The sequence below is a fragment of the Dysgonomonas termitidis genome, from assembly GCF_054657735.1.
In genome coordinates this window covers 83,859-106,963 of record NZ_BAAHYD010000003.1, presented here as the reverse complement: position 1 = coordinate 106,963, position 23,105 = coordinate 83,859, and the positions used below count along the sequence as shown (strand labels likewise).

The 23,105-nt window shown below is 47.9% G+C and carries 28 protein-coding genes; 5 read left to right on the top strand and 23 right to left on the bottom strand.

Going from position 1 to position 23,105, the window contains the following annotated elements; genetic code table 11:
- Window positions 1-51 precede the first annotated feature (51 nt).
- Window positions 52-651, top strand: coding sequence for an FKBP-type peptidyl-prolyl cis-trans isomerase (locus tag ACYQ3L_RS21635; RefSeq protein WP_379998516.1), 600 nt, complete (start codon window positions 52-54; stop codon window positions 649-651).
- A 74-nt stretch (window positions 652-725) separates the two neighbouring features.
- Here the strand turns inward: ACYQ3L_RS21635 and cdaA are convergent, their stop codons facing one another.
- From cdaA to ACYQ3L_RS21550, 17 genes are all read right to left on the bottom strand, one after another.
- On the bottom strand, window positions 726-1,520 hold the full coding sequence (gene cdaA / locus ACYQ3L_RS21630) for a diadenylate cyclase CdaA (RefSeq protein WP_194225267.1): 795 nt from the start codon (window positions 1,518-1,520) through the stop codon (window positions 726-728).
- A 92-nt stretch (window positions 1,521-1,612) separates the two neighbouring features.
- On the bottom strand, window positions 1,613-2,386 hold the full coding sequence (locus ACYQ3L_RS21625; RefSeq protein ID WP_379998518.1) for a GNAT family N-acetyltransferase: 774 nt from the start codon (window positions 2,384-2,386) through the stop codon (window positions 1,613-1,615).
- 301 nt (window positions 2,387-2,687) lie between these two features.
- Window positions 2,688-4,031 (bottom strand): hypothetical protein, encoded by a 1,344-nt coding sequence (locus ACYQ3L_RS21620; protein WP_379998520.1) that lies wholly within the window; start codon window positions 4,029-4,031, stop codon window positions 2,688-2,690.
- 153 nt (window positions 4,032-4,184) lie between these two features.
- The gene (locus ACYQ3L_RS21615; RefSeq protein ID WP_459952482.1) at window positions 4,185-5,399 is read right to left on the bottom strand and encodes an InlB B-repeat-containing protein; all 1,215 of its coding nucleotides are present in this window, start codon (window positions 5,397-5,399) and stop codon (window positions 4,185-4,187) included.
- Between the two features lie 33 nt (window positions 5,400-5,432).
- A complete protein-coding gene (locus tag ACYQ3L_RS21610; protein WP_379994830.1) occupies window positions 5,433-6,482 on the bottom strand; it encodes a hypothetical protein in 1,050 nt (349 codons plus the stop codon).
- Window positions 6,483-6,546: 64 nt separating this feature from the next.
- Window positions 6,547-7,335: a hypothetical protein gene (locus ACYQ3L_RS21605; protein WP_379994832.1), complete on the bottom strand. Its 789-nt coding sequence runs from the start codon at window positions 7,333-7,335 to the stop codon at window positions 6,547-6,549.
- Between the two features lie 59 nt (window positions 7,336-7,394).
- Window positions 7,395-7,880, bottom strand: coding sequence for a hypothetical protein (locus tag ACYQ3L_RS21600; protein WP_379994834.1), 486 nt, complete (start codon window positions 7,878-7,880; stop codon window positions 7,395-7,397).
- A 71-nt stretch (window positions 7,881-7,951) separates the two neighbouring features.
- Window positions 7,952-8,785 (bottom strand): hypothetical protein, encoded by an 834-nt coding sequence (locus ACYQ3L_RS21595; RefSeq protein WP_379994836.1) that lies wholly within the window; start codon window positions 8,783-8,785, stop codon window positions 7,952-7,954.
- 97 nt (window positions 8,786-8,882) lie between these two features.
- A complete protein-coding gene (locus ACYQ3L_RS21590; protein ID WP_379994838.1) occupies window positions 8,883-9,155 on the bottom strand; it encodes a hypothetical protein in 273 nt (90 codons plus the stop codon).
- On the bottom strand, window positions 9,137-9,658 hold the full coding sequence (locus tag ACYQ3L_RS21585) for a hypothetical protein (RefSeq protein WP_379994840.1): 522 nt from the start codon (window positions 9,656-9,658) through the stop codon (window positions 9,137-9,139). The genes ACYQ3L_RS21590 and ACYQ3L_RS21585 overlap by 19 nt, the downstream gene beginning before the upstream one ends.
- On the bottom strand, window positions 9,655-10,179 hold the full coding sequence (locus ACYQ3L_RS21580) for a glycoside hydrolase family 108 protein (RefSeq protein WP_379994842.1): 525 nt from the start codon (window positions 10,177-10,179) through the stop codon (window positions 9,655-9,657). Before ACYQ3L_RS21580 ends, ACYQ3L_RS21585 begins: the two co-directional genes overlap by 4 nt.
- The gene (locus tag ACYQ3L_RS21575; protein ID WP_379994844.1) at window positions 10,166-10,393 is read right to left on the bottom strand and encodes a hypothetical protein; all 228 of its coding nucleotides are present in this window, start codon (window positions 10,391-10,393) and stop codon (window positions 10,166-10,168) included. The genes ACYQ3L_RS21580 and ACYQ3L_RS21575 overlap by 14 nt, the downstream gene beginning before the upstream one ends.
- Entirely contained in the window at window positions 10,390-10,704 is a 315-nt protein-coding gene (locus ACYQ3L_RS21570; protein WP_379994846.1) for a hypothetical protein, read from the bottom strand. The genes ACYQ3L_RS21575 and ACYQ3L_RS21570 overlap by 4 nt, the downstream gene beginning before the upstream one ends.
- A complete protein-coding gene (locus ACYQ3L_RS21565) occupies window positions 10,704-11,228 on the bottom strand; it encodes a hypothetical protein (protein ID WP_379994848.1) in 525 nt (174 codons plus the stop codon). The genes ACYQ3L_RS21570 and ACYQ3L_RS21565 overlap by 1 nt, the downstream gene beginning before the upstream one ends.
- Window positions 11,225-12,190 carry a hypothetical protein gene (locus tag ACYQ3L_RS21560; protein ID WP_379994850.1) on the bottom strand — a complete coding sequence of 322 codons (966 nt, stop codon included), beginning with the start codon at window positions 12,188-12,190 and terminating at the stop codon, window positions 11,225-11,227. Before ACYQ3L_RS21560 ends, ACYQ3L_RS21565 begins: the two co-directional genes overlap by 4 nt.
- The gene (locus ACYQ3L_RS21555; RefSeq protein ID WP_379994852.1) at window positions 12,187-12,666 is read right to left on the bottom strand and encodes a DUF6046 domain-containing protein; all 480 of its coding nucleotides are present in this window, start codon (window positions 12,664-12,666) and stop codon (window positions 12,187-12,189) included. Before ACYQ3L_RS21555 ends, ACYQ3L_RS21560 begins: the two co-directional genes overlap by 4 nt.
- Before the next feature lie 229 nt (window positions 12,667-12,895).
- A complete protein-coding gene (locus ACYQ3L_RS21550) occupies window positions 12,896-14,701 on the bottom strand; it encodes a phage tail tape measure protein (protein WP_379994984.1) in 1,806 nt (601 codons plus the stop codon).
- Between ACYQ3L_RS21550 and ACYQ3L_RS21545 the strand changes: the two genes are divergently transcribed.
- Window positions 14,685-14,888: a hypothetical protein gene (locus tag ACYQ3L_RS21545; protein WP_379994986.1), complete on the top strand. Its 204-nt coding sequence runs from the start codon at window positions 14,685-14,687 to the stop codon at window positions 14,886-14,888. The genes ACYQ3L_RS21550 and ACYQ3L_RS21545 overlap by 17 nt on opposite strands.
- 182 nt (window positions 14,889-15,070) lie before the next feature.
- Here ACYQ3L_RS21545 and ACYQ3L_RS21540 read toward each other — a convergent pair whose 3' ends face one another.
- The 6 genes from ACYQ3L_RS21540 to ACYQ3L_RS21515 form a co-directional block, all read right to left on the bottom strand.
- On the bottom strand, window positions 15,071-15,616 hold the full coding sequence (locus ACYQ3L_RS21540; RefSeq protein WP_379994854.1) for a hypothetical protein: 546 nt from the start codon (window positions 15,614-15,616) through the stop codon (window positions 15,071-15,073).
- A gap of 162 nt (window positions 15,617-15,778) precedes the next feature.
- The gene (locus tag ACYQ3L_RS21535) at window positions 15,779-16,213 is read right to left on the bottom strand and encodes a hypothetical protein (protein ID WP_379994856.1); all 435 of its coding nucleotides are present in this window, start codon (window positions 16,211-16,213) and stop codon (window positions 15,779-15,781) included.
- Between the two features lie 143 nt (window positions 16,214-16,356).
- Window positions 16,357-17,583, bottom strand: a complete 1,227-nt coding sequence (locus tag ACYQ3L_RS21530) for a DUF2586 family protein (protein ID WP_379994858.1) — start codon at window positions 17,581-17,583, stop codon at window positions 16,357-16,359.
- Complete coding sequence (locus ACYQ3L_RS21525) at window positions 17,580-17,939, bottom strand: hypothetical protein (RefSeq protein ID WP_379994860.1); 360 nt, start codon at window positions 17,937-17,939, stop codon at window positions 17,580-17,582. Before ACYQ3L_RS21525 ends, ACYQ3L_RS21530 begins: the two co-directional genes overlap by 4 nt.
- Window positions 17,940-18,077: 138 nt before the next feature.
- Complete coding sequence (locus tag ACYQ3L_RS21520; RefSeq protein ID WP_379994862.1) at window positions 18,078-19,004, bottom strand: hypothetical protein; 927 nt, start codon at window positions 19,002-19,004, stop codon at window positions 18,078-18,080.
- A 123-nt stretch (window positions 19,005-19,127) separates the two neighbouring features.
- Window positions 19,128-20,237, bottom strand: coding sequence for an ATP-dependent Clp protease proteolytic subunit (locus ACYQ3L_RS21515; RefSeq protein WP_379994864.1), 1,110 nt, complete (start codon window positions 20,235-20,237; stop codon window positions 19,128-19,130).
- Between the two features lie 314 nt (window positions 20,238-20,551).
- Here ACYQ3L_RS21515 and ACYQ3L_RS21510 point away from each other — a divergent pair, with 314 nt between their 5' ends.
- Genes ACYQ3L_RS21510 through ACYQ3L_RS21500 form a run of 3 tightly spaced genes read left to right on the top strand, consistent with a single transcriptional unit; the run spans window position 20,552 to window position 23,044 of the window.
- A complete protein-coding gene (locus tag ACYQ3L_RS21510; RefSeq protein WP_379994866.1) occupies window positions 20,552-21,076 on the top strand; it encodes a hypothetical protein in 525 nt (174 codons plus the stop codon).
- Between the two features lies 1 nt (window position 21,077).
- Window positions 21,078-22,631, top strand: a complete 1,554-nt coding sequence (locus tag ACYQ3L_RS21505) for a hypothetical protein (protein WP_379994869.1) — start codon at window positions 21,078-21,080, stop codon at window positions 22,629-22,631.
- A complete protein-coding gene (locus ACYQ3L_RS21500; protein WP_379994871.1) occupies window positions 22,628-23,044 on the top strand; it encodes a phage protein Gp36 family protein in 417 nt (138 codons plus the stop codon). The genes ACYQ3L_RS21505 and ACYQ3L_RS21500 overlap by 4 nt, the downstream gene beginning before the upstream one ends.
- Window positions 23,045-23,105 lie beyond the last annotated feature (61 nt).

The following is a 23,105-nucleotide window of genomic DNA, read 5'->3' as shown; positions in this document are numbered from 1 at the left end:
TGAATTCCGCCCCTTGTAATTTGCAACTCGTAACTCGTAACTATAAAAATTATGAACAAAAAACTATTTGCTTTAATCGCCATACTCTGCCCGCTGGCATTCTTTTTCTCTTGCAGCACTGATGATAATAATATTGTAATTGATGAGGAATGGAAAGCGTATAATGAAAAACAGGTGGCGGATATAGATAAATCAGTGTATCAGTCACGTGAATCTGAGAGCAAAAACGGTACTATCTATTTTAAGTATATAGATGATTATGACGCAGAGATCACAAAGACTGCTTCAACTAAAATCACAGATACCCAAACTCCATATTTTACCGATAGTGTGGCTTATCGTTGCGAAGGGTTCTTCCTGCAAAAAGATGGAACAAAGTATATTTTTCAAAACGACAACAATGGTTATATCCTGCGTGGACGTGTCAGCGATTATATTGATGGAATGAGGACTATGCTACAAAACATGCAGAAAGGGAAACAGGTTGAAGTAATTATTCCTTATCAGCTTGGGTATGGAACAACTGATTATTACAGCACCAGCGCCAGCGGCACAAGATATATAGCCGTGCCTGCTTATACAACATTGAGATTTAAAATATACTTAATTGATATAATCCCTGATAATCCGGGAGAGTTTGATCAGAAATAATAAATCTGGAGAAAAAAACATAAGGCGTAAAAGTGGGTACTTTTACGCCTTATATTTTAGTCCTGTTATCAAAATTAACTTCCTGTCATTTTCGCCTTTTTCTTCTTACGCATACTTCCTATAAGAAGTTCCTGCAATTTCTCAGGAGTTATATTCGCTTCGATCTTACCCTGACTCACAAATGAGATCTTACCGCGTTCTTCCGATACCACAATTACTTTAGCGTCAGTTTCCTGCGATATACCGATGGCAGCCCTGTGCCTTAACCCGAAAGACTTTGGAATATCATGGTTCTGGGCCACCGGAAGGATGCATCCTGCCGCCTTGATCCTGTTACCTCCTATAATCATAGCCCCATCGTGCAAAGGCGTATTCTTGAAGAAAATATTCTCTATAAGACGTGTGCTTATATCGGCGTCCAGTGCTTCTCCGGTATCGGCATAATTACCAAGTTTTATCTCCTGCTCTATCACAATCAGGGCTCCGGTATAAGTCTTGGCCATATTCATACAAGCCAGCACCAGGGAGGTTATTACAGAATCGTTTAACTCCCCTACATCTTTCGACCTGAATATCTTCGTTATAAAGCGAAAAGTACGGTTCGAACCAAGGGATATAAGGAAACGCTTTATTTCATCCTGAAAAATGATGATAAGTACAAACAGCCCGAAGTCGGTAAACTTATCGAGGATAGCACCCATCAGGCGCATCTGCAACACCTGCGAGACAAGCACCCAAAGGATTATAAATGCTAAAACACCTTTAAAAATAGCGCCCGTACCAGACCTCGATACAATCCTATACAATTGATACATTACTGTTGCAACCAACAGTATATCAACAATATCTCTTATTCCGAAGTTTTCCATTAGCAGGATACAGCATTAAATCAAGTACCAAAGATAGTGGATTTCTTTCAGAATCGGCCTAAAAAATCATTCCGGTGTTCTTAAAAAATCTTTTATTCGAGCATCTGGTTCATTACAGGATGACGCAACGGGAATAAGCTTCTGAAAGGCTCATCCAGTTCATCCGTCTTATAACCGAACAACAGGCGGCATAGGAAACGTATATCTTTTATCTCCATATCGGCATGGGGTTGTTTTTCGGAGTACAAACCGTACAGGAAATCTGCGTCCATTATCCTCGCCATCCCTGCGATATCGTACTTTTCCGGAAATCCGTCTATGATTTGCTCTTCTACTATAGCTTTGAAATCCGTAAATGTTTTTTGCACACAAAGGTCTTTACCGCGGAACAATGCGTCATATACTTTGTAAGCCCCGGCCATATCAGGATTATCTTCCAGTATCTTCTTTAACGGATATAACGGGGTATTTCCTTTATCAAATACTTTCTGATAACCGTATTTTTCATAAAAACCGTATAGCCAGTCCTCTGCCGGCACAAGGATGGATAAGGGTATCCCTCTCTCTCCGATCACGCTGTGCGCCTTGTGTATCAATCGATCCATATACCCCCTTCTGCGGTATTCGGGCAGAGTACATAACCCCGCTAAATAGGCAAAGGGAATTTCTTCTCCGTAAAACGTAATTGTATAGGGCAGCATCTGCAAAGAGGCGACAGCTTTATCCCCGTCAAAGTATATCAGCGTATTTTCATTCCTGTACTTATACTTAAAAAGGATATCCAGAAAATCGTCAGCATCGCCAAAGCATGTTTTCCACATCCGGCGAACCAACGGCATTGTATGTTCATTTGCAAATTGTATCATCTAGGCCCCCTAGCCCCCGGAGGGAGTATTTTAACTATATCATATAAACTACTCATTATATACTGCTTAAAACTTATTATTTATCAAAAGTTGACAAAATTGACAACTTTTCTCAAATTCATAATTTCTTACTTACCCTCTATTATTGCAAAAACCAAATCGCACAAAACACAGAACCAAATGTACATAAAAACACACAAAGCACCAAAACGAAGCAAGCCCCGAAAGGGGCTTTACTATTGCGCGCCGACTGCGTCACACTGTAAACTTATACAGCATCATATCATTGTACCCGGCTTTTTTACACCTCTACCGATTCTCCCGGCGACCCGTTCACCCATAACATCCCATCCAATACACCTATATCAGGGCTTACATTCGTAACTACATCCCCCGGGGTGAATGTTATAGTTTTAGTTACTGTGTCCCATGCTACATAATACTCTTTGTCAGTATCGGCATACAGGAAGTCAAAGTCAGGGTTCCATCCATTTTGGTAGTCCCAGATGATTGCCTCCCCGCCGCCGTAGTCAACTAAAGATATCTGCCCGATCTTTGTCTCACTGTTACCTTCCAGCCAATCCTGGCTGACTACCATTAGCCTCAAGCTATCGTTTTGTATGTTGATTGCTTCCAGCTGTTGCCCTCCGGGCACCTCCAGATCCTGGTTTACATTCCCATTGAAAGAGATTTCTTCTATAGGGGTTGATGCTTCTGTCTGTGATGGCAAAGTGCCAATAAACTCATCGGGGGCCGTCGGTTTGAAATATTCTATAAGGTAATCGACCATGCCTCCTTCTCCGGAATAATACAGTATATTTGACACCTGAAGGAAACAGATGTTACTGTCGTGCGTTTGAGTGATATATTTACGCATCCATATTTTATAGACCACCCTTTTTGCGCCATTCTCAGGAACCTCTTCTTGAGTTATATACAGGTTGCCGCTTTCTAAAGTGCCTACCGAAACAACTTTGTTTATCACCTGCGCGTCGTTCGGCCACTGTCCCGCATATACGCTGACATTACCTATTGCAGAGTATCCGTTTATATCCGCCGCCTGATTAGCTATGATAAAATCGAACCTGAACATGTCTTTATACCAGAAGCTGCCCTCCGGCCGGGGGTCGGACGTTATTTTAGCGACACAATAGTAGCGGTCTACTGGCTGGTCCTGATAAGTGTCGTTAACGCTTCCGTTCGGCATCTCCACGCTTTGAGTCTGCCAGACAGGTGTGCTACCGGTTCCGGAAGATGTGAGCACCTGCCCGGCCGTACCGCCTGTAATTATGGCAGTAAGCCCGTCGGTGTCTTCCTGTATGCCGGTCAATGTATCATTCAAATCGGTTTGGTCAGACAGCGTTCCTGTTATCTGTCCCCAGACAGCGGCGGTTCCCCCTCCGCCACTAGTCAAAAAAAAATCCTCGAATTTTTCTTCTACATTGCCGGGCGTGATATCGGCGCCGTCGAGCGTCACGCCGTTTGCCCAGGTCTCGGTTATAAAGTCGTCTTTGTCCGAAAAGGGATACAGATACACGCCGTTTACGGTATAATTATACCATATTTTGCCCTTTTGTTTGATGGCTACCAGTTGGCCGTCTTTTACGACCTTAATAGCCTTATCGGTGGTTGTGATTTGTAACATAATTTTTTAATTTATAAGTTATGAGTAATAAGTTATAAGCTGCTCCGCTCATTTGCTAATCCGCTAATTATTTTTACTTTTACACCAATATTTAACTGAAATTTCTACTTAAAAAAGGCTGTAATGTGTAAGCATGCAGTCTTTTTTTTATCACTATCCTACCTGATAATTAGAGCCATCCTGCATATCGGAGATAAAGACAGTACCGTTAGTATTGTCTTCTAACTTCCAATAAATAGTATAAGAACTACCGGCAATAAACTCACCACCATCTTTATCGTTAGAGATAGGAATCGTATCTCCCGGAGCTATAGTATACGTGTTAGCATCTTCCCATCTGAAACTGCCGGGATAAGGAGCTACGGAGACAAATGCGAAAAATAATAACGATGTATTCTGAACATATATTGTCAGGGGATTATTCGCCGTCCACACCGCGTTAACTGTCAAATTACCTGCCGGCATAACAAACGTATCACCCAGCCCGTAAGTAACTCCCGGAAATGCTCCGGACACAAACCCCGCGAAGGTATAGCCGCTCCTTGTGGCAGATGCTGGCAGGGTGATAGTCGCGCCGGCGGGATAACTACCCGATGGAGTACCGCCGGTTACTGTACCGCCCGCGGGATAGAGTTCGTATGCGTAGGTAGTTGCATTAATAAGATTCCTGTATGGATCTATGTTCCTGTTCGGGAAGCGTTGTATAAAGGCTGCCGCATCTACTCCTGTAACTGTAATGCCGGTTACGTAAGAGGGCGCTAATATGTTATCGGTGGAACATACTCTATCATTATGTGCGAATACCGTTGCGGGTATATTCCCAATGTTTAATAAAAGGATATTGTCGCTATTGAATATAAGATCCGTTTGGATGCTCGTTACGCTAATAAGCGGAGAAAGATCCACCGATATTAAGCCTAAGCATCCGAATAATAAATATGACCCTATACTTGTAACATTCGCAAACGGAGATAAGTCGATAGACGTTATACCGCAAGCCGAAAGAAAACTACTTCCTATACTCACAACATTCGCAAATGGAGATAAGTCGACAGACGTTAACTGAGTAGCAGCTATCATGAAATCAGTGCCTATACTTGCAACATTCGTAAATACCGATAAGTCCACGGATATTAACTGTGGAAGATTACGGAGAAAATTAGTATTCAGGGCGTTAATATTCCTGTATGACTCTCCGAATACAATATTCTTTATATTGTTTTTAGAAACGTTTATTCCTTTTATGGTCATACTCGACGCAGTGACACAGAAGTTAGTTATCGGCGTATTGCGTAAGCTAAATCTATGTTGTATGCCGGCTGTATCTTCATAATAGGAATCATTATTGGAGTATGTCCTTCGTCGCATATTTTTTACTGTTTACTGTTTACTGCTAACTGATTAATTCGGTTCTCCTACCCGTATGCTATACTTACCAGCCGTATAACACCAGAGGTTTATTTCCACAGCCTTCCCTGCCGGAATGCTCACCGATACATTGCCGTAGTCGTTAACATACACATCGCCTGTAGCCGGCAGCGTGACGGTTATTGCCGCCGCGCTGCCGTTATAGGCGCGTATGCACATCTCCGCCCCTGTAGGGATAACGCCCGTTACAGACAGTGTGCTGGCGGCGGCCAGCGTCGCATTTACATTGCCACCATTGGCCACCGGTATGCCGGCCAAAGTAGCCACATTCTGCGACGCGGATTCGAAAGCGTAGCGCGTGGTCATTGCCGATAAGGAGTTTATAAGCGCATCCCAGCCTATTACCTTCATCTGCCCGTTAGCCAGCACATTCACATAGCCTTTATTTGCTTCCTGGTCTTCCGTTCCCAGGACTATCCCGGCCAGTAGTTGCGTCGCGATGTCCACCACGTCGGCGCCGACATCCGCCCAGTCGAACACGGCAGGCTCCGTATCCTGCGTATTAGCAAGCACAAGGCGGTGATTATCGAAGTCGTTGCGCACCCATGTGGAATTAAATATTTCGGCTGCCGTGTGGTCGCCGCCATTAGCGTCCTTGAATGTCGAGGCGGCGGGGTCTGCGGCATTATACACGAGATCGGTATATCCGGGCCAGATATACGAGATCGCGTAAACTGTCAGCGTCTGTTTATCCGCATTCGTCAGCGGGCTGCCAAGCTGCCCGAAATCGTTGTGCGGCAACGCACCCCCGGTACCCTGTAGCTCAGCTATGCGGGCCGAGTTGTATTGTATCTGCGCCAGCAGGTCGGCGTCCGCCTGCTCGCGGGCCGCCTCTTCATCCTGCATAGTCTCCGTCAGCGACTGGTTGCGGTCATTGATATACTGGTTAAGGCCGTTGATATTATTAATATCCACGCCGTCCGACTTGTGGAAGAACGAATCCATCCAGTCCCAGAACTGCTCCTGTGTCGGGTAAGATCCTGTCGTAAACCACGACTTTAATGTTTCTAAAGGTCGAATCATGAAAGTGAAAAATTAAAAGTGAGAAGTGAGAAGTGAAAAATATTCTTCGTTCTTCGTTTTTCGTTTATAACTTAATAATGTATGCCAGCACATAATACGGCGGGCGGTTTTCGTGCGGCTGCCCCTCGCCGGAGGATGCCGTAGTACCGTAATCATCGAGAGAGTAGGCTGAATGTAGGGTACCCCTGTCCATGTCGGCCATTTTTCCCGGTACACCCTCGTGTACGTGCGGGCCGTTCTGTTCGGAGGTTAATGCTACCTGCTTGCTTCCGCCTGTTTTGCCGATGGCGTCATAATCCTCGTCGTTCGGGTTGTAGCCGACAACGAATCGGCCGGAGAGGTTTACCGGGCTCTGGACGCCGTCGCACAACGCCCAACCGGCGGGTACATTGGCCGGGGAACCCGACCACATAACGATAATCCCGGCGGGCAGGCCCTGCAATCCGGAGAGCGTCTGGTTAATGGCGTCGATAGCCGACGCCAATGCCTTGTTGGTAGCGATGGGTGCAAAGTCGGCCCAGTTCCGTTGCTCGTTACCCAGCCCGAACTTAACCGTGCGGGAAATATATACTTGCGGGAAGTGGTAGCCTGAGGCGTCCACATCGCGCCGTATTTCTTCCACATATACGGTATTTAATTTCGCGCCGCCGGCGAATGGCAGTATCTCGCCGTTAATAACTACATATCCCGGCGTTACATTCACGCCCTCCTCCTGGCAGCCGGAGAGTATATATATTCCGTCGCCGCCCAGCGCGGACAGTTGCGCCACCAGCATTATCATCTCCTGGCTGAATTGCATCGTGTCGCTCGATAGCGGGAATTGCGATTGTCCTAAGTAATTTACATTGTTCATTTTTTTAGTTACGAGTTACAGGTTACGAGTTACGAGTTGCTTGCGCAATTCTTCATTCTTCATTCTTCATTCTTAATTATTATCACATATCTCTTCCCCGCCATCTTATAATATCGTAGCAGCGAGTTCAGCCGGTTGTATTCGTCGCCGGTAAGGTTCAGCGAGGCGGGCAGGATCACCGCAAAGTCGATACCGTCCGCGCCGATGAACGCCTCACGATTTAATATAAATATACCCAGCATAATGGGCCTGTCTTCACTTTCGAGCCAAAGAAAGCGGCCCCATTCATTCTCCGGGGCGTCGGTGATCCGGATGCGCCGGAGGCTGTAATCGAAAGCATCGTTAAGCACGGCCTGCAAGTAACATACCTGCCCGTTGTGCCCCAAATTATAGGCTATATCGCCCCGGAAGCCAAGAAAGGAAATATATAGCAGCGACACAGGCTTTAACGCCCCGTTCAGGAAAGCCGCCAGCACGGGGTTGCGTAGCATCGGCGGCAGCAAGAGCAATGCCAGGCGGGAGTAGGATATTCTGTACCAGTTCATTTTTTTTTAGTTACGAGTTACAAGTTACGAGTTACGAGTTATTTTGACTGTTTACTGTTTACTGTTTACTGCTAACTGTCATACGCTATCATATTAATTACAATATCGCTTTCATTATATGCTCTCAGATACCCGGCTACGGGTGTCAGCTTCGCATTTATAATATCGAATGCGAAAGCCCCGCCGCCCGGATGGCTATACGCCGCTTTCAGTTCCGGGATCACTACCCCCTCGACGCCCTGCAAGGTGTCGACCAGCGCCATGTTCGAATATTCGCCGTTGAAGGGCAGGTTTTCGATATAGCCAACAATCGCGACGCGCACAGCATCCCGCACGCGGTCGGCCAGCAGCATAGCATTGTAATAGATATCCACCTCGCACCTGTACGCGTCGGGTGACAGGTTCACCAGGTCGATGCGCACGCCGGCGTCTTTTATCCAGTCGATATATTCCTTCACCTGGGCGGCTGTCGCATCAGGCAGTTTGTCGCGTAAAGCATCGCCCCCGGCTATCTTGATCAGGATTTTGGACGAGTCCGGCGGTTCCACGGCTGCCGCATATTTAACGACCTTTGCTGCCTCGTCGATCACCGGGTAAATGTCGCTGTCTTCAGGAAGCAGATAACCGTCCTGGAAGGCAAGCGTTTTGTTCCGGTACCATTTCAGGCGGTGCGGCTTTTGCGCCGACAAAGTATCTTCCACCTCGCGCCGGTGGATGTCAAACAGCGTCTCCAGTGTCCAGGTAGAAGCGGCCACGACGAAAAACAAAATGCTTTCGATGGAGACAACAGAAAACTGCTCCTCGAATGTCTTTGTAGCGTCCAGTTCGTATTTATCCCGGATGGCCGGATCGGATATCCAGGCGTCGGTCATTTCTTTTTTTATTTGTTGGATTGTACGGGCCATATATTTTAGTTATGAGTTATAAGTAATGAGTTATAAGTTACGAGTAGACGAGATACGAGTTATTTACTGCTTACTGTTTACTGTTTACTGCTAACTGTTAACTGACTGCGAAGTCGATTCCTATCCCCATATACCCGATACCTCCGGGCAGGTCTACCGCACCCGTGGCCGGTGTTAGTCCACGCACGTGGTAGTAGTTATACACCTGGCTGTCGCGCGGGGAGGCGGTGGCCAGTTCCGCCCCCGGCTCCAGCGCGTCGGTGATGCTCCGGTTATTGGCTACTGCCAGGTCGAAGACGCCTTCCAGTGTACCGCTCTCCTGGAGGGAGAGGTCGGGAAGGGATTGCGAGTTCAGGGCTTTAGTTTCCATTTCAGGAATAATGTGATTAAACCAATACCGATCACCGCCATAAATACCTTGCCGAACCAGCCGCACACAATCTGCCAGTTTGTTTGCCTGTACACTTCTACCGTTTTTAGTTCCTTGTCCTCCAGTTCGCTCACCCTATTTTGCAGATGGAATATCTCCGTTTCCTTCTCTACAATTAATTGGCTCAGGCTGTCGCAGTTGGCTGTCACCTTTATACTGTCCCCGCTGATGCGCTCTACCGTTACGGTGGCCTGCCCCTGCTTTCCGGTGTATTTCGCACCGATGGGCAGGTCTGCCAGGCTGCCGAAGTTCAGGTCGAGCGACGCAGCCGAGGCCGGAACCGTCAGCAGGCGGGCGCGCTCCCGCTCGACGCGGCTGGTACTGTCCGCCCGGCTGTTATTGGCAATAACCGAATGTTCGCTTTTAGGCTGCGGGGATTTGCAGGCAAATAATCCAATCAACATCACTACGAATGTTATTATAAGCCAAATTCTCTCTTTCATTGTCCGGAAAATTTAAAGTCATTCAACCTGTTCAGCCAGCCTTTCAGGAATACCCTTTGCGTCGGGTCTTTTTCCACGATATTTTCAAAATGCTGTTTCCGGCGCAGCCATAGTTTTTTAAACAGCTCCGACTGGTCGGGGTATTTGTTTATAGCGTCCAGTGTCTTAGGGCCTACAATACCATCTGCGACGACACCCAATACCTGTTGCGGATATTTGATACCATAAACGCCGGAACCCCAAAGCCAGTCTACAAGAAGATTCGCTATCGACTGGTTGTCTATCTCATCGGCCCGCCATTTATCCCAAAACATCGGCTTAAGGATATCGCCCCATTCTTCATCGGTCATGTTCTTAAGATCCTCGATAGTCGTTACCGGAAATCCTTTTTTCTTCCTGTAAGCCGTGTATGTTGCCAGAGTGACATCCCTGTTTGTAGGGCCGCCTTTATCGTTGGGATGATTTACATAACCGCCGCTCCAGCGGTTGATAATCGGAATCAGTAATTTAATTTTTGCCATCTTCTTTGTCTTTGTTTTCGTTATTAAATATTTTCGCCCGGTATGAATAATCTATACCGAACACTGTTCCTACGAATGTCAGTATCTCGCCGAACGCGATCAATACGGAATTATCGATCACGCCCCGCGGCGGCACGCAGAACCCGGCGATCAGTAATCCGCAGCCCACGATAATGAGAAATACCGAGATGCCTAGTTGCACTTTTAGTTTCATATTTCTTCCTTGTTAATCTTAGTAACTATCTGTTCTTTAATATCATCATATTGTATCCCGACACGTGCAAGGCTGATCTCGATTGTCTTGCGTATTTCCTCTGTATCCCGGCCTCCCCTTATCATAAGCAGCAGGTTTGCGCCGCATACAGGATCTTCTTTTATCTCGCCTTTATTTACCGACAGTACGATGTATGCATCCTGTATTTGCCGTTCGCCGACAACCAGCCCGCCGGTGATCCTGCCCCGGCTGTCATGTTTTACGTTTATCAGCAGATCGTTGCCCGTATCCAGTAATATACCCTTTTTCATCAGTGCGTTATTTTATTGTCCTCAATATCATCCTGTTTGGTAACTATTATCTGTTGCCCCGCCCATGCCGCTGCCGCCGTTTTCAGGGCTGCCCCGCCATCGTTAGGAGCCGGAAGCCATGCCGCGAATACCTGTTTAAGCATATTGTTATCGTTTTCGAGGGCATTGATCCGCTTTGTCAGTTCCGGCGCATTGACCAGGCCGTCGTTGCCGCCGCCGTTGAAAATTATCTTTCCGGCCTTGGTTTCCACAAGTTCCACATCCTCGGCGTTGATAAGGAATGTTACAACCTCCTGCCCGTCGATAATGCCAATAAGGCACGTAGAACCAACAGCCGGTTTTATGTCCGTATAACCAAATCCAAGGGCAACATCGCGATATTCCCCACCGTCGCCGGTTCCCCTGGCGTCCATGGTCTTGTTTTCCCAATCCACGGACACACACTCCACAAAGCGGATTTGCGCCTGCCTCGCTTCCTGTGTCTTACGGCCTATATTTTCAGCAAACTTGTCTATCTCACTCATAACGCGGCTTTGTTTCCTATCGTAATTTCCTGGCGGATGCCTCCGGGACTAAAATCTTTCACAACCTTGTCTATGTAGTAAAGGCCGTCCATGTTTTTATAAAAGAGGCTTTTCAAATCTATTTTCATGCCCTGCGTTGCGCGTGGTATACCAAAGAGTGTAATTGTACCGTCAAAGCCTTTTGTTTTCTGCAATTCGACGATACGTTTCGCCCTTACTTTTATTTCTTCCAGTGTGAGGTACGGCCAATTCCGTATTTGCACCGTCCCGGACTTGTCACCCTCCTCGTATGTAATGTACTTGCCGTTTCGTTGCAGGGACTTGAATTTTACCTGTATCTTTTCCTCGGCCTTGCTTTTCCTGTTCAGGTTTTCACTTACGGCGTTTTTCTCCAGCAATACGTTTATCGTGCCGCTTTCCTGTGAGTTGCCGTCGGTAGCGTGCAAAACCTTATCGACGAAATAGGTATAAATGCCAAGTTCCTTTTTTAGATTTTCGAGTATGGCAATAGGCGCAACGTCCGTATATTTTACCGTGCCCAGAGGAACGTCCGGGCAAACAACCTTATAGCCGGGCGCGATGGTTTCGAGCAGTTGTTTTAGTATAATGCCTTTTTTACTGACTGTTACCGACCCGCGTTTCAGCCTGAACATTTCATCCTCCAGCTTTATCCGGTACGGCACGCCGTCGGCTACGTCGGAAATATAGCCCTCAAACTCCACCGGTACTTCTCCCGCACCGTACCCGAACCTGACCGTTACCGGGTCGCCGATCTCAAAGAGCCTGTTTGCCTCAATCCTTTTAAAGTCGCGCACATTCCGGGGGAGGACAATTTCGGCCGTTCCTGTAAATTCCTTCCAGCTCTTTTCGGTGTGGATTTCAGAAACCCGGCGGATGCCAAAGCCCGCCCGCCCGCGCGACTCCCGGAACAATATCTCAGCCGCCATTATCAGTGTACTCATAGCAAAAACAGTTCAATCGGTTCATCACTCACGGCGTCGATCTGAAAGGGTATGGCGTTCCAGCGTCCGACAATAGGCCGGATAGAAATATTGGTAATCGTGATGTTATATATTTCTTTGTGCCGGAAGATGTCGCCAAGCACGGGGATAGAATCGCAAACGTTGTCCCACCGCACGAGCGCGTTTATTTGTTCCTGAGTCGTTTCTCCCGTACCGTCGCGCCGTTGCAAGGCTATGCCGCGTATGGTTATATCCCAGTCGCCTTTGCCGTATATCTCTTTCACTGTGCCGGTACTGCCCAAAACCGTCGTTTTGGTGATGTTGGCCTCGCGCGAAAATTCGACTATACACGAATGCGGCAAACGGTAGGTGCCGTAACGGCCCTTTACCACATTGCCGTCGTGTTTGTCGTACATATTGTACTCGCCGCCCTCAAACGTAATTGCGCCGAAAACAGGTGTGCCAAACTCGGACATTACCGTTTCGCTTTTGCTCTCCGGCAAAAAACGGATGTCCGGGAACTCATCGGAGACGTAAGGCGCACTTTTGCCCCACGGTATATAAATAGGGCTGTTAATGCCGAAGATATGCCGGATGGCGTCAGCGATAAATAAAGCGTTGTTTCTTTCCTGTCCTGTCATTTAAGTGAAAAGTTAAAAGTGATAAGTGAAAAATATTTTTCGTTTTTCATTCTTCGTTTTTCCTTTAAGACACGATTGCCAAACTATCGGATAGTTTGTTGTTAATCACCTTGCAGACCTCCTCCGCCATTTCCCTGGTACCTCTAAAGCCGGTGAAGTTGTTGGTAATATTCATCACGATGCTTTTACCACCGCCACTGCCGGAACCGCCAAGGGTGACGCCGTCTTTCGAGCCTTTGCCGCCTTTTTTCTTTCCTCCGGTCGCCAGTCCGTCTCCGGTTCCGGCGGGGGGTGCCCCCTGTTGCCCGCCAGTCTGGAACATTTCGAGAGGGCCGGCGACCTTGTCGGTTTCTTTGTCCTTCTGTGATTCTGCCCACGATGCCGCGCCTTTTGCCGCACCCTCGTCGTATAAGCCGGAAATACTCATGTTCGAGAAACTTTCTTTGGCTTTCATTGCAGCATCATATCCGGACAAATCCCTTGCGCCTTGCTTGGCCGACTCCCAGGCCCCGGAAAAATCACCCGTGAAAAGTTTATAGATAGCCTCACCCATGGCGCCAAGCCCGGAAATAATACCTTTGATACGGTCTATTACAAAATCCTTCAGGATGCCGCCAAAGCCTTTAACAACCTCCCAGACACCCATAACCACTTTGCGGAAGCCCTCAAACTTATTCCAGCATACCACAATAGTCGCTATAAGGGCCGCAATGCCGGCGACTATCCACACTACAGGGTTCGCCCAAAAGGCTGCATTTAACAGCCATTGCGCCGCCGTTTGCAGATGGGTGGCAATAGTCAGGCTTTTCACAAAGGTTATCAGTTTGGAGATACCGGTTGCCGCCGCCGCAACGTTGGCAATAGTGAAAGCGATAGTGCCAAGGCCGATGACAAAAGGCGTTATCCCGCCAATCGCATTAAAGAGGCCTATCTTCAGGTCGTTCACCCATGCCGTCATGCGCGAGATACTTTCCGTCTGCGAATCCATCACAATGGCGGCACTTTCGGAGGCCGCGTTTGTGCCGGTTATGGCTTGCGTCATTTCCTCCTGGGCGTCGATGCTGTTCAATAAAGCCATGGCGGACTTTTCGTTTTCTATACCGAAAATCTGAGCGATAAGAGTAGCGTCGCCCTGTGCCTTTTTCAGTTCTCGTAAGCGGGTTGCAAACGGCAATGTCTTATCCGAAACAATATCATAGTCAACGCCAAGCTGCTTCAACTTCTCTTGCGCCTTGCGTGGTATGATATCTATGCCGCCCATCTTGCCGAGAACGTTACGCAAGCCTACGCCAGCTTCCGAACCTTTGCTCCCGGCTTGCGCCAAAGCCTGCAACGCGGCGTTTGTTTCTTCAAATGAAAGGTTTGCATTTTTGGCCGCTATACCGGAATTTTTAAGAGCCTCGGATGTGTCCGCCACTTCCGATGCACCCTCATTGCCGGCCGCCGCCATTACGTTCATCATGCGTGTCATTTCGGCCGCCGCCTGTTTCGGGTTGGTGAGGTCAACGCCAAATTGCAGCATGGACGTTGTCAGGGCGTCCATTGCCCCTACCGCGTCGTTTTGCATCAGCTTGCTAAGGGTAGAAACGTCGTGCCCCATCGACGCCAAAGCGTCGTTATCTTTCGCGACGGCAGGCCCGAACTGTGCAATGATAGACCCGAAACTTTCCAACTGGGCAGAGGCGTCGCCGCCAAAGTCTTTTGCAAGCTGGCGGGCGCTGTCTCCCAGTCGCTCCATTTCCGCATCGGTTTGCCGGGTGATGGATTGCACGTTTTTCATCTGCACCTCAAAGCCCATACCCGGTTGCATCGCCTCCTCGAACTGGTTTGTCAAATCCCGTATCGAATCCGCCGTGGCCTTCAGGTCCATAGCCGACAGCTTCTTTATTTCTTCCCCCGCGTTGTTGGCCGCCTCTGTAATGCCGTCGATAGCCTCCGCCGCATGTTCCGCCGCGTCGGTCACTCCTTCTACCGGCGACGAAATGTTGTCGGTAAATTCAGCTATCCATTGTGTTACTATCTGGCTCATCTTTAAATATGATTGCGGCGGCCTCTAAAATGCCTTTTTTGATTGCGATCGATTGTATTTCTATTTCCGTTTCCTTCAGGAACTTATATTTAGCATAGCAGGTAAGCCATTCATCCTCGGACAACTCTTTTGCCTTTACGCCGAAAGTATGCTCTATGACTAAGTCTATTTGCGCAAAGGTGTTTCCCTTAAATGACTTGTAAGCCTCCTCTATGCTTTGGTAAAAAGCTGTTTACCCTGTCTTGATATGGCGGTTAAAGCCGTTAAAACATGCTGGTAAACGACGCCGTCTTCGAGTTCCTCCGGATTGAACCGGGAATGCCTGACAAGCATGTTTTTTATCATCGTGTCGGTTACCTCGTTAATATTGTCCTTGCACGCGGCCAAACTGTCTATAAGGTCTTTTGACGGTCGCCGGGCTATAAACTGGTAGCGTTCGTCGGCGTCTATGGCTACGTCTATTACATACAACTTCCTGTACTTCGCCTCCAGGTCGTCAAACTCCGGCTGGTCTATTATCCAAAGTTTTTCACGCGCTGTTTTTTCTTTTGCTTCGCCTTGCGCCTGCGTTTCCCCGCCTTTACCGGCTATTACGGCCGCGCCAAGCCCGGTGGCTAATATTGCCGTGCCGCAATCACCGGCAGAGGCCATTGTTACCTTTTCCTTTACCGCATGTGCAAAATCCGTGCTTGCCAGCATACCGGCGGCAAACAAAAACACCAGGCCCATAAGGGCAAAAACTATAAATCTTTTCATTTTCTTGTTATTTTTTTAGTTATGAGTTACATTTTTAGTTACGAGTTACGAGTTACGAGTTACAGGTTACGAGTAATGAGTTGCTTTTTTCTTGTAACTCGTAACTGCCTGAAAGGCGCAGTAACTCGTAACTGCTTACTGTTTACTGATGACTGTTTACTGTTAAATTATATTCCAGTCGATGTGGGAAATAATCAGTTTGAATTTTCGTGAGATGGTTTTGTCGCCTTGCTTCACCTCTACGCCGTTGTCCGTAAACTCACAGTTGCGGATGCGGTCTTTGTAGATAATGCCCTGGTACTTGTATGTAACGGCAATGTCGAACGGCGCGATGTCCTGTATGCGCTTGCCGGGGCCTAAAGATTGTTGCAGGGCGATAACCTCCTCCATGTATAGCGTGACGGAGCATTCCGCCTCGTAGTTGCCCTCGCCGCGTCCTATGGGCATGCCTCCCGCCCCGCGCGCGTTCTCCTTGTCTACGTTGTCGTTGTATGACAGTTCGGTTATACCCTCTGCGTCGCGGCCAAGCATGGTAAGGGTGACGTTGTTCCACCCCGCCATTTTCCCGAACCTGTTTATTAATAATCCTACTTGCATGATGCTAATTATTTAATGTGAAAATATGCCGATGTGCCAATATTTTCAGTTATCATTATTTTACCGCTTTGCGCCTCCATTGGCACATTTGCATATTGGCACATTTACTAATTGTTTACTGTTAACTGCTTACTGCTAACTGTTTAAACTGACCGGGTAAAACCGAGGTCGACCTCAAATTCATGCACAACACCATCGGCGACAAATTGCACTTTGATGTTAAAAGGCCTGGTAGATACGGCCGCCTGCTTCGGATTGATGTATATATCGAAGGCGGCAATGTCGCGTGCTCTTACCATTTCTTCCAGTGCCTTGCGCACGCGTCCGTCCCAGTCGGTTATGGTTGTATTCTTGATGTATCCGGTGCCCGGGTCGCTTTCCACCTTCGAGCGTATACGCGGGATAAGCGTGGCGCGGATAATGCGCGCGCCCTTGTTCCATATCGCGTTGCGTTCGGCATAGCAATAGTCGCTGTCTGCCTCGGTGCATGTATGGGAGTCGGAGAAGAAATAGCCGCCATAGCCCGCAAAGACTCCAACGTAGTTATAACCGAGTTCGTCGAGTTTCTTCTGGTCGGCTCCCGAAAGGGTTTCAAACTTTTTGCCGTTACTCAACGCGGCGGATAGCCAACGCCCGGTTTTTACGTCCGTCAGCGTGTAATCCTGTTCCGCCTTGCGGGCTTTTGGTTTTACCTCGATATCTACGGAACCGAGGTTCTCATGTATCGAGCGCACCAGGAGCATGCCCAGGGCGGAACCGACGGCCGCATGGTTTTCATACGCGTCGTCGAGCGCGACAATTGCCGGGTCTTGCGCCCAGACAGGCATAATTGTCTCGCTGTCATATTCGCGTAGCGCCGGATAATCCGCAACCGTCGCCCCGGTGAGATACGCACCTTTGCCCTCGATCACGGCTACATCTATGTAGATAAAATCTTTTTTGAGATCATCTGCGAGCAATTGCATACCCGTAACCGCAACACCTATGTCGGCGTCGTCCGTCAGTCCGGCAACCCCGATCGTGTTAACGTTCGGGATGGAACGCAAGGCCGCTATAAATTCCGTCAGGTTTTTCAGATCGCTTTCTTTGGTCGCTTTAGGTACTGCGATAACATGTACGGAGGTTTCCGGCGACAAACGGAATATTTCGGACAGGTGATAGTACGAAAGTTCCTGGTTTGCCGTGTCACTTTCGGCGGTTATGCCCCTGGCCTCCGCGTCTTCTATTTGCAGAAGCTCATAGGCCTTGTACAATTCCAGTTTATCGGGAATAGCACCGGCACCGATAACAAGAACCGCGACGCGGCCGGCGGGTTCTCCCCCGCCAAGCCCGCCGTCAAGTTTATTTATTTGTGCACCTGTAAAACTCATTTTGCAGTCTTTTTAGAAGTTGTTGTTTTTGCTTTTGCTGGTGCCGGCTTCTTTCCGGTTGCGTTTGCGATCATTGTCCGCAAATCTTCGTCAGGGGTTTCGGCGTAGAATGCTATATCAAGCTTATTATCCCTTATATAACCTTCGAGCCCGGCCCTGTCCATGTTGCCGATATCGGCGGCCCCGGCCTCCTTGCGGCGGAACGTCTCAACGTCCAACTCTTTTTTTGCCGCATGGTTTTTGGCGTGTACTTCGTCAAAAAACGGCTGTCCGTCTGTAGTTATATATACTTTGTCCACTTTCGGGTAACGTTTAAAAACGCTGTCCGCCGTCTTTTTCAATTCTGCTGTATCCATATTGTTAATTTGTATTTTAGTTACGAGTTACGAGTTACAGGTTACGAGTAATGAGTTGCTTTTTTCTTGTAACTCGTAACTGCCTGAAAGGCGCAGTAACTCGTAACTGTCTACTGTTTACTGCTTACTGTTAACTGCTTACGAATTCCCGGAAACAATAGCCCCGAAGCCATAGTCGACAACGCGGTCTACGAGTCCGTAAGTTTGTGTCCTGAACTCCGATGTAGGGTGTGCGTTACGTGTGTCGGTGTGCTCATCCTTATAGAGTATCTTCACGCTGTCGAGGTGATAGACTGCATTAGGCGCATAAAAGAATGTCGACGCATATTGGTCGCCGGCGATTTTTACGGAACCTTTCGGTTTCTTGTTTCCGTCGGCATCGAACAGCGGCGCGGCGTTATTGTCAAAGAATTTGAAGCCCATCACACTCTTTACTTTCCCTGTGCGGACATCAAAAAAGATTTCCTTGTTAGAGAAATACGGGGCCGCGTCGCGGTCGAGGATAAGGTCGGTCGAGTGCTTGGCGTTGAGAATTAAATTCAATTGGTCGACCAACGGCAGGTTCAAATCTTTTACCATTTCCAGATACTCGACAACATCGCGGAATGTACAACGCTTGCGGCCGGTTCCGTCATTATTACCGGTTGTACGCATTACCGGCATGTTCGGATTGTCCGAATCCTCCGGACAAAGTTTCCACATTGTGTGGTCACGGATACCGATCTTGAAAGCCTCGGTATGTTTTACCCGCACCTCCGCGCGCTTATCGTAAGGTAATGCGCGGATTTCGTCGTCGTCCACTTCAGTCGGGTCTGTGTCGTACCATTCCCACGGGACAATTACCTTTTCCCCGTTCATCTTCTGGGGATTGAAGGCTGTCACGTTATTCACATAAAAACCGACGTTGTTGATTAACTTGTTGTAGCGGAGGCCGTCGGCCGATATAGCCTTTTTCGGTGCTCCGGGAATAACGCCTATGAAGTCGTCTTTATAGTTGCGGAATTCCTGTAATAGTTGTGGCGCAACATACTGTGTCAGATGTTGCCCCGGTGATGAAGTTCCCATATATTATTAATTTGAAAATTTGAAAATTAGCATATTAGCAAATAAAAAAGCTATTGGCCATTAGCTAACAGCTATTAGCTAAATTGGCACATTGGCATATTTGCTCATTGACTCATTGACTCATTATTTCAGGTTGTTACGTACCAGATAATTGCTATACAATTCGTCGTATGTGTCGATGTCGTCTTCCATCAATGCCGCCAGGGCGTCCGGATCTTCTTCTTGCAGTTCCTCGAATGTTTTGCCCTGGTGCTTTACGGTTCCGGTAGCGGTTTTTCCACCACCTGTGTTTGTCGGAATTTTAGCCACCGGGGAAAGCGACGCCAGCAACTTGCTGTTTTTGTCGTAGTTCTCTGTTAATGCCTCCACCCACATTTTCTCGTTGTCGGCGGTGATGCGCTTGTCCTTTACGGCGGCCTCCACCTCCGCTTTGTTCCTCTTTTCGTCAGCCTCTTTTTGCTTTCTTGCGTTTTCGGCTTTCAGGGTCGCCAAGTCCGCCGCCGCGTTTTGCGCGGATGCAATGGCGGCCTGTATTTCCGCCTCTGTTGCATTCTCGGACAATCCAAGGGCTTTCGCCATTGCTTTTAAATCCATTGTTTCTTCGTTTTTATTATCGTTTATAATTGGAATTATAGACGCTGGACAACCGCAAGCCATTATCATGGCGTTTGTGTCCGCGTCTATTTTTGTATTTTCTTTTACGGAGGATATAAAGCCGTTCGCCTTTGCTTCCTTTGCAGTCATCCACCAGTCGCCGGCCTCCCATTGCTTTTCAAAGGTTGCCGCGTCCGTAGCTTTGGCCTTGAATATGTTAAAGTAGTTAGCCTCTATATCCGTTACAAGTTTCAGATATGAGCCTATTTGTTTTGCGGTTCCGTATGCCCCGCCCGATGGTTTGTGTATCATGAACATACCGTTTTCGGGCTGTTCGAAAGTCTCGCAAATAGCCGCTATACGTGTATAAGCGGAGGCAACGAGCGCGCCACCCTCGCCCGTTACCCTGCCTGTAAATACACTTTGTATAATATTGACTATTTCCTCCGCATCGAAGCAGGAACCGCCGGGGCCGTTAAGATATAAATGGGCGTCTGCAATGCCGTTTTTGGCTATCCCGTCTATCATAGTACGGAATTGCTCGCAATCAGTATCCCAACCTATTGTGCCGGTTATGCGTATTAAGGCCGTTTGGCCCTGCGCCGATGCGTTTATATTAAAAGGTATTTTTTTATCCATCTACATGCTGAATCTATTTTGTTATTTGTGCGCTGTTGACAATACAAAAGTGTATGCAAAAAAAGAGGCCCGCAAAGATGTTTGTAAGCCTTACAAACAATATTGTATACCTTACAAACTTCTTTTATTAAGGAGGTGCAAAAACACATCTTTGCCCTGTAATAGTTAGCAGTTAACAGTAAACAGTAAACAGTAAGCAGTAAACAGTAAGCAGTTACGAGTTACTGCGCCTTTCAGGCAGTCACGAGTTACAAGAAAAAAGCAACTCATTACTCGTAACTCGTAACTAAAAATGTAACTCATTACTAAAATATATGGGCAAAAAGAAGCAACCGGAAAAACCGGATTATATCAAGCTAAGGCGCACGGCTTATGAGTATGTCGTGGAGCAGGGCAAGACGCAAAAGGAGGCGGCGCAAATACTTGGCGTGTCTGAAAAGACAATGTCTGAGTGGGCAAACGAGGGCGGATGGCGTGAGCTGCGAAAAACAAGGCAATCGGCCGCAAGTACCGCCCGCGAGAATATCCAACGTATTATTAGTTTGCTTTCCGATAAGCGGCTCAATATTGAATATCAGATTACGGAGGCTATCGACGCCGGCGACGCCGACCTGGAAATACGGCTAAGAAAAGAGGCCGGGCGCATATCCAACGATATGGCATACCAAAATAAAGCCCTCGGAGAACTCAACAAGGAAAAGGGCGCAACACTCGGTATGTATGTAGATATTTTCGACGAGATATTCCGCGCGTTGAAATCATATAGCCCGGAATTATTCGAACAGACAATTGAGTTTCAAACCCTGTATTTGCGACGCAAAAGCAACGAATTAGGCTAAAATGGCAAAGTCTCAAAGGAAACGCGACCAGGAAAAGGTAGACGAATATATAAAACGGCTCGAACTTGCCCGGAGTGCGACAACGGTGGACGTGCACGAAACGTTGACCGACAAAATGAACCGCATCCAACGGGCCAAGACCGATGTTAAATATTTAGTCAAAACCTATTTGCCGCATTATGCAGAGGCCGAAAGCGCGGACTTTCAGATAGAGTTTGCCGGCCTTGTGGCACATAATCCGCTTTTTATGGGCTTTGCCGAATGGGGGCGCGGGCTTGCCAAGTCCGTGTGGTGTAATATTATTATTCCGCTTTGGCTATGGGTACGCGGCGAGGATGTTTTCTTTTGCCTGATGTCGGACAGCAAGGAACGGGCGGAGGAGTTGTTGTCGGATATACAGGCGGAACTGGATGGCAACCCGCTTTTGATAAATGACTTTGGCGAACAAAAAGCCGACGGCGATTGGACTATCGGCAACTTCAAAACCATAGACCAACGCTTTATTGGCATGGCGTTCGGTATCAAAAAGAAAGTGCGCGGGATACGCGTCGGCAAACGCCGCCCGAACTTGTGGAGTATCGACGACCTGGAAACGCCGGACACCATCGGCAACCCCAAGCGGATGCGCAAGCAGGCGGAGATCATCGAGCGCGATGTGATCCCCACAATGACAAACAAGCATCACCGCCGGTTATTGTATGCAAACAACCGCTTTGCGCGCGTTATGACGCAAACGATATTGCAGGAACGGCACCCGCACCCGAAATGGTTTGTACATCAAATCAAGGCTTACAATAAAGTAACGCACGAGCCGGCGTGGGACTATTACACCGCCGACTATTACAGGCAGCAGGAAGACAATATGGGCATCCCGGCGGCTTATGCTGAATATTTGCACGAAACAAAGCTGGAGGGTAAGATATTCAGCGAGGATAAAATACAATGGTGCAAACTCCCGGACTTGCGCGACTTTGAAATAATTATATCGCACTGGGACATAGCATATACCAACAACGAGGACAGCGACTATAACGCTGTGAGGGTTTGGGGGCTTAAAGACCGCAGATTCTACCTGATCGACTGCTTTGTAAAACAGGTGGAAATGAAAGACGCCTGTAACTGGATGTGCGAGTTTAAAAAGTCATTGCCCGGCGGTGTGAATATCCTGTTCCAATACGAGTCGCAATTCTGGAATAAGGAAGTACAGCGCAACATCGAGGAAGCAGAGGACGAACACGGCGTTTTCCTCAATATTATGGGTGTTGACATACCGCGCGGGACGAATAAGCTGGGGCGTATCATCAGGCTGGTGCCATACTTCCAGAACTCCCGCATTTATTACAATATAGAGCTAAAGAGCCAAAGCGACACGCAAATAGGTATTATCCAGCTTTGCGCCATCGAGGAGGGCAGCGACGAACACGACGACGCGCCCGACGCCGACCAGTACGCCATATCTACGCTCGATAAATACACCACATCATCGCGGCAGGAAAAGTCCGGCGGAAAACCGTTTAAAACCGGAAAAATGAAACATAGATACGAAATCCCATGAGATATGTAGAAAAAGAAGACCTGATCGAAGTTATCCAGGAGCGCATGCTCGACGACAGTGTCGAACTGGATGACGCCATACTGGACGGATTGGAGGAAAAAGCCATTTCGTTCACTATTACTTATATATCCGGGCGTTACAAGACGGATGAAATTTTCGGCACGCCTGTTATGCGGCACCCGGTGTTGGTACAGGCCATCGCCATGATAGTCGTGTACAGGGCTGTGCGTCGTAATGCCGCGCGCAAAGTGCCCGAAGACTACACCGATATATATAAGGAGGCAAAAGAGATTTTGAACAATATCCAAAGCGGTAGGCAGACATTGCCCGGCATGCCGGAGATAACAGGCGATGACGGCACAACGGCTACGCTCATGTACGGAAATACGACAAACGACGATTTTTTTATATAACAAGCTACTAGCCGTTAGCCATTAGCCATTAGCGGCTAACAGCTATCAGCTATCAGCTAAA